This window comes from Flavobacterium sp. (assembly GCF_028712645.1).
Taxonomy (GTDB): domain Bacteria; phylum Bacteroidota; class Bacteroidia; order Flavobacteriales; family Flavobacteriaceae; genus Flavobacterium.
In genome coordinates this window covers 1-8,608 of the sequence record NZ_JAQTPQ010000151.1, presented here as the reverse complement: position 1 = coordinate 8,608, position 8,608 = coordinate 1, and the positions used below count along the sequence as shown (strand labels likewise).

The following is an 8,608-nucleotide window of genomic DNA, read 5'->3' as shown; positions in this document are numbered from 1 at the left end:
GATTGACATCATCGCTCAAAAAGAAAATATATTAACCATCGTTGAAGTTAAGACACGCTCCACCATCGAATTTGGTCTTCCTCAAGACTTTGTAAAGCCCAAGAAAATACAGCTTTTAGTTAAAGCTGTAAACGAATATGTTGTCTCTAATAATCTAGATGTAGAGGTTCGTTTTGACATTATTGCTATTACTGCGTCCGTTCAACCTTCGGTTTCGGGTCATAAAGAAGGAAAATCATTTGTCATAGAACACTTAATTGATGCCTTTTATCATTTCTAATTTAATTTTTTTTGCACGTTTTTTTATAACAAATTGTTTTTTTATTTATCTTTGTGAAAAAATTTGTTAGATTACAATGCCTTTCAAATAAAAGCTTCATAAACATTTTTTTGCCCAATAAATAAATCCAAATAGTTATGAAAACAGTATCCTCAATTGTAGAAAATTACATCAAAACAAAACCCTTTTTGTTAAATGCATTGTCTCTTGGGATAATCAATTTAACTTCACTTTCTAGAAACATTATGGTCGAATTAGAGGCTGATTTTGGAAAAGAAGTTAAACAAGGAGCAGTTGTAATGGCACTAAAAAGACTGACCGAAGAATTGGATTTCAGACTGAATCATAAAATCAATAAAGTAATAAAAAACATTGGAGAAATCACCGTTCGCTCTTCCTTGACTGATTATACTTTTGCAGCATCAGAAACAGTTTTAAACAAACAAGCCGATTTAATTACAGACATCAATGTTTTTCCAGACATTTTTTATACTTCATCACGTGGTGTAAACGAAACTAATATTGTGGTGAGCAATAGCGTCAATTACTTGGTTGACAAACATTTTGCTAATGAAAAATTGATACAAAAACTGGAAAATCTGGCTTCAATAACCGTGAAATTACCAAAAGAAAACATCGTTGTCCCAGGGATTTATTATTTCATTTTTCAGCGTTTAGCTTGGGAAGGAATCATCATCAACGAAGTAATTTCGACTTCAAACGAATTTACCATTTTGGTAAGTGAAGACGAAGTAGATGTTGCTTTTAAAGTAATAAAGGATTTGAAGAATTAGAGATTACCTAAAAAGTTAGATTAATATCTAAGATTAGATGAAAAACAAATATGTTGACTTTATATCAGATGAGCATTTACTTTATTGCATTGCAAATCTTCACAAAGCCTACTTAAAAGCGAAGAACAACATCACAAAAAAGAACTTTTATAGCAATAAGGTTGATACAATCAAATTGACTTTTGACGCTCAATTCAACGATATTAATCAAGAAAGCTTAATTCAAGCCGAAATATTGCGTCAAATTGACAAATCAATAAACAATTCAATTGGGACTTTTCACGAACAAATTTTAGGAGGGATAAAAGGTTTTCATGTTGGGAATTTGAGCGGTTTTGATATAAAAGCAAACGATGATACTTTGTTTGCTATATTTAAATTTGAGAATTTGTCGAAAAATATTGAAGAGTGTATTTTTGAAAAATTATCTAATGATGCTCAAAGATTTAAAAATGCGAAATTCTATTTCGTTGATTTTACAATTGAAGACAAAAACCAAGAAAAATGGATAATTGGTAATGATGAATATAAAGTAAGTCACAAAAATGTATTTAAAATTTCGGGAACTTCTTTCTATAACATAATTACGCAAACAGATGATTCTTTAAATTTATTACAAAAGTCATTACAAACTGTCTTGACAGATTTTTTAACAATTACATAAATTATGCTATAAATTCAAAATCGTTTTTTCCTTGAGACACAATTGATGAAACAGTATTACTAAAAACTCCAGTTTCTATTATTGCCTTTCCTAAAATTTCAATAACAGGAACTGAAACACTATTTCCTAAAAGTTTCATCCATCTAGCTCTGTTTTCAGGCAAAATATAATTTTTAGGAAATCCTTGAATCTTGCAGGTTTCTTCTTTTGTTATCCTTCTGAATTCTTGTGTTTTATATATTCCGTTTAAAAATTTTTCTCTGTACTCGGTTTCGTTTTTCGCATCTATTTCTTTGGTTGTTATGTAATCATTTGTATCACTTGCAACCAATGTTGGAAAAATATTTGATGTTGGTAAGAATATTCTATTTACACCAAATAATCCCGTGCTGATTTTTGTGTTTTTAAAATCGTATCGGATTTCCTTACAAACTATTATGTTTTTTTCTTGTAAGGTTTTTAAAGTTTTTGAAATTGAAATTTTTTTCAATTTCAATTTTCTATTTGTTTTTAAATATTCTACAAATAAAATATTATTGATATTGCATTCTAAAATATCTTTTTCCTCTTCTGAAATATCATTTTCTTGATATTCATTTATCAAAAATGAATAGCCTTCCTTTTTTAGAATTTCAAGCGAAACTAATTCATCTAATTCATTTTTTGTAATTGTATTATCTAAATCTCTGAAATGTTTGTATGATAGTGGATTTCCGTCTAAATTTCCATAAGCACTTTTTCGTCTATTTTTTAGCAATAAATAACAAATGTCTTTTTGTCTTTCGTTTGTGTCCAGAATATCCCAAGAATGAATAGTTGAATGACCATTTCGTAAATCATTAAATAAGAAATAATCATTAAAACCATTACTGTTTGACAAACTCATGTTTCTTGGTTTTACAACTTCGCCAAACAAATTTTTTTCAAAATTTTCTTTTAATTTTATTGGGCTTGCTACAAAATCAGTTAGAATATTTCCTAATCTTATTTTGTTCTGAATTGGTTTTGGCAAACTGAATTTTAGTGAATATTCTTCGTCTCGAAAACCAATAATATAAATTCGTAATCTATTTTGTGGAACTCCATAATCGAATGAATTTATTACATAATAATTTGCGAAATATCCTGCCTCTTTTATTCTTTGCAAAATATAAGTTAATGCTTCTTTATTCCTTGGGTCAACCAATCCTTTTACGTTTTCAAAAATAAACGCTTTTGGTTTTGACTTGTTTAATAAATAAATAGTGTCATTCCATAATTGTCCCCTATCATCGTCAAAACCTAGATTTCTTCCAGCAATCGACCAACTTTGACACGGAACGCCACCAGTTAATAAATCGTGTTTAGGCAAATCTTTAATTTTTGTAATATCTCCTAAATTACTTTCTAAATTTTCATTAAAATTAGTGCAATAAGTATTTATTGCGTCATTATTTATTTCGCTAAAGTTCAAGCATTCTCCTCCAATGCTATTGAGTGCCATTCTAAAGCCACCAATGCCTGAAAAAAGATCTATAAAAGTAAATTTATTATTGCTGTTCATTTTAGCTTATTTAAGCACAACTTCTTCAAAATTATGTGGCGGTTCCATTTCTAAAAATTCTCTATATATGCGTTCTCTATATTCTTTCCCTAAATGATTTACTTCTTTGATAAAATTATTATAAGTTCCTTTTCCACCGATTAATTCCCAAAATTCATTTCCAATTAAAACAGAACTATCACTTTGCATATTAAACCATCTCATTGGAAAAGCCCATTTATAATCTTCTTTCTTTCCGTAAGGATTATAAGGAAGTGCATAATAAGCAAAATCAACTTGCTTGGGTTCCATTGCTAGCAATTTAAACATTTTTTCTTTACTCACTTTTGTTTGATCACTATTAGGTAGTGGTCCTTTTAATTCAAAGGCGTATTTGGCATTTGTAGTTTCGTTGTGAATAAAAATATCACAAGTAACACTAACAGGAATTGGTTCTCCACCGCCTTCTTGTATATATTTCAATTCGGTTTCCCAATCTGGTTTTACTTTTAATTCTCCTTTTTTATTGTGTTCAAGTTTATTTAAAACTTCTTGAATTCTTCTCAAACTTTCACTTCCAACAATTCCACTTACACTATGTCCCATTGAACAATTTCCGTGTGCTTCAATTGCAACAACTTGAGCTAGTTTTTCCCAAACACCTCCAAAAGGAGTTACAAATCTTCTTTCAAAATGAGAGCCTTTAAATATTTCATCTGGAACTAATGCAGCATAAAGTGGTTTCGCAGAATGATGCTTTTCTTTGATAAAAGGGTCTTTTATCATTACGTTATCCATAACTCTGTCCATCATTTTCGAAACTACTTCCTTGATTGCCAATGCAACACGTTTTTGTTTGCTCATATTTATTTACTTTCAATACAATGATAATACTTATTCAAAAATTTCACAACATAATAAAAAATTTATTTTATCAATAATTTAAATTCTCTTATTTCCCCAACATCTCCATCAATTCCAAAGCTCTTCTTGTCGTTTTTACATTGTCAAAAGTCAATAAAAGTCGTAAACCCGCTGGGGTTTGTTTTTCTTTCATTACACAAATAGCGCTGTTTTTTTGTACAAATTGAATCACTTTATGGAAACGGTTACTAGTGTAAAAATCCGAGTTTTGATCTGCTACAAAATAGCCAATCATTTTCCCTTTTTTCATCACCAATTTTTCGATTCCAACTTTGGTGGCAACCCATTTGATGCGGATGCTATTCATTAAAGCATTGGCTCGTGGCGGCATTGGCCCAAAACGGTCAATCAGTTTATTTTGGAAGACGATTAATTCTTCTTCGTTGGTCACATTGCCTAATTCGTTGTACAAACTCAAACGCTCCGTGACATTATTGATGTATTCATCTGAAAATAATAACTCGAAATCGGTGTCAATTTGCAGATCTTTTACGTATTCTTTCTCCACACCGTTATCTTCGTTTTCATACAAATCCTTGAATTCGTTTTCCTTCAATTCATCGATGGCTTCATTCATAATTTTTTGGTAGGTGTCAAAACCAATTTCGTTGATAAAACCGCTTTGTTCTCCACCCAATAAATCTCCCGCACCACGAATTTCCAAATCCTTCATAGCAATATTGAAACCGCTTCCCAATTCCGAGAATTGCTCCAAAGCCTGAATTCGTTTTCGGGCATCATCGGTCATCGCTGAATAGGGCGGACAAATGAAATAACAGAACGCTTTTTTGTTGCTTCGACCCACACGACCACGCATTTGGTGCAAATCGGACAGACCAAAATTATTCGCATTATTGATGAAAATGGTATTCGCATTCGGAACGTCCAATCCGCTTTCGATGATTGTTGTTGCGACTAAAACATCGAATTCGCCGTTCATAAAAGCGAGCATCAATTCTTCGAGTTTTTTTCCATCCATTTGACCGTGACCAATTCCGACTTTCGCATCGGGAACCAATCGTTGTATCATTCCGGCAACTTCCTTGATGTTTTCAATTCGATTGTTGATAAAGAAAACCTGTCCATTTCGCTGAATTTCATACGAAATCGCATCCCGAATCAGCTCTTCGCTAAATCCAACCACATTCGTTTCGATAGGATAACGATTGGGCGGAGGCGTTGTAATTACGGATAAATCTCGTGCTGCCATCAACGAAAACTGCAAGGTTCTCGGAATTGGAGTTGCTGTTAATGTCAAAGTATCGACATTGGCAGCGATGGTTTTGAGTTTATCTTTTACGTTAACGCCAAATTTTTGTTCCTCATCGACAATCAACAATCCAAGGTCTTTGAAAACTACGTTTTTATTGACCAATTGATGGGTTCCAATCACAATGTCGAGTTTCCCTTCGGCTAATTGTTTGAGGGTTTCGGCTTTTTGTTTGGCGGTTCTGAAACGGTTCAAATAACCCACAGAAACCGGCATTTCTTTCAATCGTTCCGAAAAAGTACGGTAATGTTGGTAAGCCAAAATCGTGGTAGGAACTAAAACAGCCACTTGTTTCGAATTGTCCACGGCTTTAAAAGCGGCACGAATCGCAACCTCAGTTTTTCCAAAACCCACATCGCCACAAACCAAGCGATCCATTGGTCGATCACTTTCCATATCCGCTTTGACTTCGGCTGTCGATTTGGTTTGGTCGGGAGTATCTTCGTAGATGAAGGAACTTTCTAATTCGTTTTGTAAATAACTGTCAGGCGCAAACTGGAATCCTTTTTCCAATCGGCGTTTGGCGTACAATTGAATCAAATTGAACGCAATATTTTTGACACGAGCCTTGGTTTTCTGCTTCAGAATCTTCCAAGCATTCGACCCAACTTTATATATTTTGGGTGGAGTTCCGTCTTTCCCGTTGAATTTCGAAATTTTATACAGCGAGTGAATGCTCACATAAACAATGTCATTATCGGCATAAACCAATTTTATGGCTTCTTGAGTTTTGCCTTCAACTTGAATTTTTTGCAATCCTCCAAATCGTCCAATTCCGTGATCGATATGCGTTACATAATCGCCAACGGACAAAGTTGTGAGTTCTTTTAAAGTAATATTTTGCTTCTTCGAAACATTACTTTTGATGCTAAATTTATGGTAACGCTCAAAAATTTGGTGATCGGTATAACAAGCCAATTGGTTTTCTTTATCTATAAATCCTTGATAAATGGGCAACACAATCGTGTTGTATTGCTTTCGAATATTCTCGGAGTTTTCTTCATCCAATGTTTCGAAGATGTCGTGAAAACGTTTGGCTTGAGCATCATTCGAACAAAATAAATAATTCTTGTATCCATTAAAGTGATTGTCATTCAAATTATTCAACAACAAATCAAATTGTTTGTTGAAGGAAGGCTGCGGTTTGATGTAAAATTCGAAAGCTTTCTTAGTTTTATAAATGGGCGTAGCACTCAATTCGACAACAGAGAAATCCAGACTTTTCTTGATGAATTCAGCTTGATTCAAAAACAATTGATTGGGTGCAACGTGATTTACGGTTGCATTCAAGTTCTCGAAAATTTCAGTCGCTTTGGCAAAAAGTCGGTCGAGTTTTGTAAATAATCCTTCGGTATCTTGAATAAAAAGAATCGTTTGATTGTTGATGTATTCCAAGAAACTTTCTCGATTTTCCTGAAAGAATTTATTCTCGACATTGGGAATAATGGTAATCTTCTTTTGCTTTTCGATGGACAATTGTGTTTCTACATCAAAGCTTCGAATGCTATCCACTTCGTTGCCAAAAAACTCAATCCGATACGGATTGTCATTCGAAAAGGAGAACACATCTACAATTCCACCACGAACCGAAAATTCACCTGGTTCGGTAATAAAATCGACTCTTTTGAACTCGTATTCAAACAAAACTTCATTGATAAAATCGATAGAAACTTTGTCGCCAACAGCAACTTTCAAAGTGTTTTTGTCGAGTTCTTTTCTAGTTACCACTTTTTCGAAAAGTGCTTCGGGATAAGTGACAATAACGGCAGGTTTTTTCCGGGAATTGATTCTATTTAAAACTTCGGCACGAAGCAAAACATTGGCATTATCAGTTTCTTCAATTTGATAGGGGCGGCGATAGGAACCTGGATAAAACAATACATCATTTTCACCAATCATTTGTTCCAAATCGTTCAAATAATAAGCAGCTTCCTCCTTGTCATTTAAAATCAATAAAAACGGTTTCTCGGTTTTTTTAAAAAGTGATTGTATTACAAACGAAAGCGAAGAACCTATTAATCCATTGAGATGGATTTTTTGGTCTGTTTGTTGTAAACTAGTGACAATTTGCTTGATTTTTGGCGAATTATCAAAGATGCTATATAAATTTGTTTTACTCAACTCGAGGCATATTAAGGACTTCAAATTGTTGTCGTGTAGTTGGAATTGATCTAGTTGGAATTGCTCTTGTTGTATCTAACATTTTTATTAAATCGGATTCGCCAGCTTCCATTGGAATCTTACTTTTTTGAACCAATTTTTCCATTTGTTTTTGCAAGGAAACCAGTTCTTCGTTAATTTCACCTACCAAGACTATCACTTTTTTGTCAGGAATATTGTCCAAATGAATAAACAAATCTAACATTTTCACTTTCGTAATAAGAGTAGAAATTCGACTTTTAATTTGAGGTTTGTTAAAATCTAAAGGAATATTATTGTTCAAATCTATTGCTTTTTTAGAAAGTTCCGTTGATTTTTTTTGAAAAGCGCCAATGGTTTTTTTAGGTTTTTGATTTAATTCGGTCAAAAATAAACCCCATTCACTCCAAGTCAAAGCGTTGGCTTTTGAGGTTGCATTGATGGGATTCGCATTAAAAATCCAGCCTTTCTCAATATTCGAAAAAATGATTTCCTTTTTGTTGATGTCTTTTTGAGTTTCGGCAATTCGGTTTTGATCTTCATTTTTACACGAAAAAAGAACAAAAATCAGAATAAAGAGAATCGATAATTTGAATTTCATCATTGAATAAATTAAGTTGCAAAGTTACAAAGTAAATTTACAATTACGAATTTCGACATTAGAATAACAATCTAATAAATCAAAGCTGTTTTTTTAGCTTTTTAAACTTACAAATTAAGAAATTCACCTTTATTTCAAAAGTCATTTTACAAGATTTAATGCATATTTGACAAATTTTTGATATTCACGAAAACGTTATCTTTGCATTTCAAAAATCATAAAAATGAATCCTAAAATACTGATTATAGGTGCTTGCGGGCAAATTGGAACTGAGTTAACCCATAAACTTCGAGAAATTTATGGAACCGAAAATGTCGTCGCTTCCGACATTCGAAAATTGAATAATGACATTGTCAATTCAGGCACTTTTGAAGTTGTAAATGCACTGGATTTTAACCAAATTGAGCATCTTGT

7 protein-coding genes and 1 pseudogene are annotated in these 8,608 nt (G+C 32.6%); 4 read left to right on the top strand and 4 right to left on the bottom strand.

Going from position 1 to position 8,608, the window contains the following annotated elements; genetic code table 11:
* From PHC28_RS12000 to PHC28_RS11990, 3 genes are all read left to right on the top strand, one after another.
* On the top strand, positions 1 to 280 hold a 280-nt coding region (locus tag PHC28_RS12000; RefSeq protein WP_300100621.1), incomplete at its 5' end, for a YraN family protein.
* 137 nt (positions 281 to 417) lie between these two features.
* Positions 418 to 1,074 (top strand): aspartate kinase, encoded by a 657-nt coding sequence (locus PHC28_RS11995; protein ID WP_300100618.1) that lies wholly within the window; start codon positions 418 to 420, stop codon positions 1,072 to 1,074.
* 37 nt (positions 1,075 to 1,111) lie between these two features.
* Entirely contained in the window at positions 1,112 to 1,738 is a 627-nt protein-coding gene (locus PHC28_RS11990; protein WP_300100615.1) for an Eco47II family restriction endonuclease, read from the top strand.
* A gap of 1 nt (position 1,739) precedes the next feature.
* Here PHC28_RS11990 and PHC28_RS11985 read toward each other — a convergent pair whose 3' ends face one another.
* The 4 genes from PHC28_RS11985 to PHC28_RS11970 form a co-directional block, all read right to left on the bottom strand.
* Entirely contained in the window at positions 1,740 to 3,281 is a 1,542-nt protein-coding gene (locus PHC28_RS11985) for a DNA cytosine methyltransferase (protein WP_300100612.1), read from the bottom strand.
* A gap of 6 nt (positions 3,282 to 3,287) precedes the next feature.
* Positions 3,288 to 4,124 (bottom strand): TdeIII family type II restriction endonuclease, encoded by an 837-nt coding sequence (locus tag PHC28_RS11980; RefSeq protein ID WP_300100610.1) that lies wholly within the window; start codon positions 4,122 to 4,124, stop codon positions 3,288 to 3,290.
* An 88-nt stretch (positions 4,125 to 4,212) separates the two neighbouring features.
* On the bottom strand, positions 4,213 to 7,575 hold the full coding sequence (gene mfd, locus PHC28_RS11975; RefSeq protein ID WP_300100608.1) for a transcription-repair coupling factor: 3,363 nt from the start codon (positions 7,573 to 7,575) through the stop codon (positions 4,213 to 4,215).
* Positions 7,568 to 8,194 (bottom strand): hypothetical protein, encoded by a 627-nt coding sequence (locus tag PHC28_RS11970; protein ID WP_300100605.1) that lies wholly within the window; start codon positions 8,192 to 8,194, stop codon positions 7,568 to 7,570. The genes mfd and PHC28_RS11970 overlap by 8 nt, the downstream gene beginning before the upstream one ends.
* Positions 8,195 to 8,417: 223 nt before the next feature.
* Between PHC28_RS11970 and PHC28_RS11965 the strand changes: the two are divergent.
* Positions 8,418 to 8,608: pseudogene (locus PHC28_RS11965) on the top strand (NAD-dependent epimerase); the annotation flags it as partial.

Excerpts from the sequence above, each read along its gene's own strand:
- PHC28_RS11995 (WP_300100618.1), top strand. The coding sequence starts at position 418 with ATGAAAACAGTATCCTCAATTGTAGAAAATTACATCAAAACAAAACCC.
- PHC28_RS11990 (WP_300100615.1), top strand. The coding sequence starts at position 1,112 with ATGAAAAACAAATATGTTGACTTTATATCAGATGAGCATTTACTTTAT.
- PHC28_RS11985 (WP_300100612.1), bottom strand. The coding sequence starts at position 3,281 with ATGAACAGCAATAATAAATTTACTTTTATAGATCTTTTTTCAGGCATT.
- PHC28_RS11980 (WP_300100610.1), bottom strand. The coding sequence starts at position 4,124 with ATGAGCAAACAAAAACGTGTTGCATTGGCAATCAAGGAAGTAGTTTCG.
- PHC28_RS11970 (WP_300100605.1), bottom strand. The coding sequence starts at position 8,194 with ATGAAATTCAAATTATCGATTCTCTTTATTCTGATTTTTGTTCTTTTT.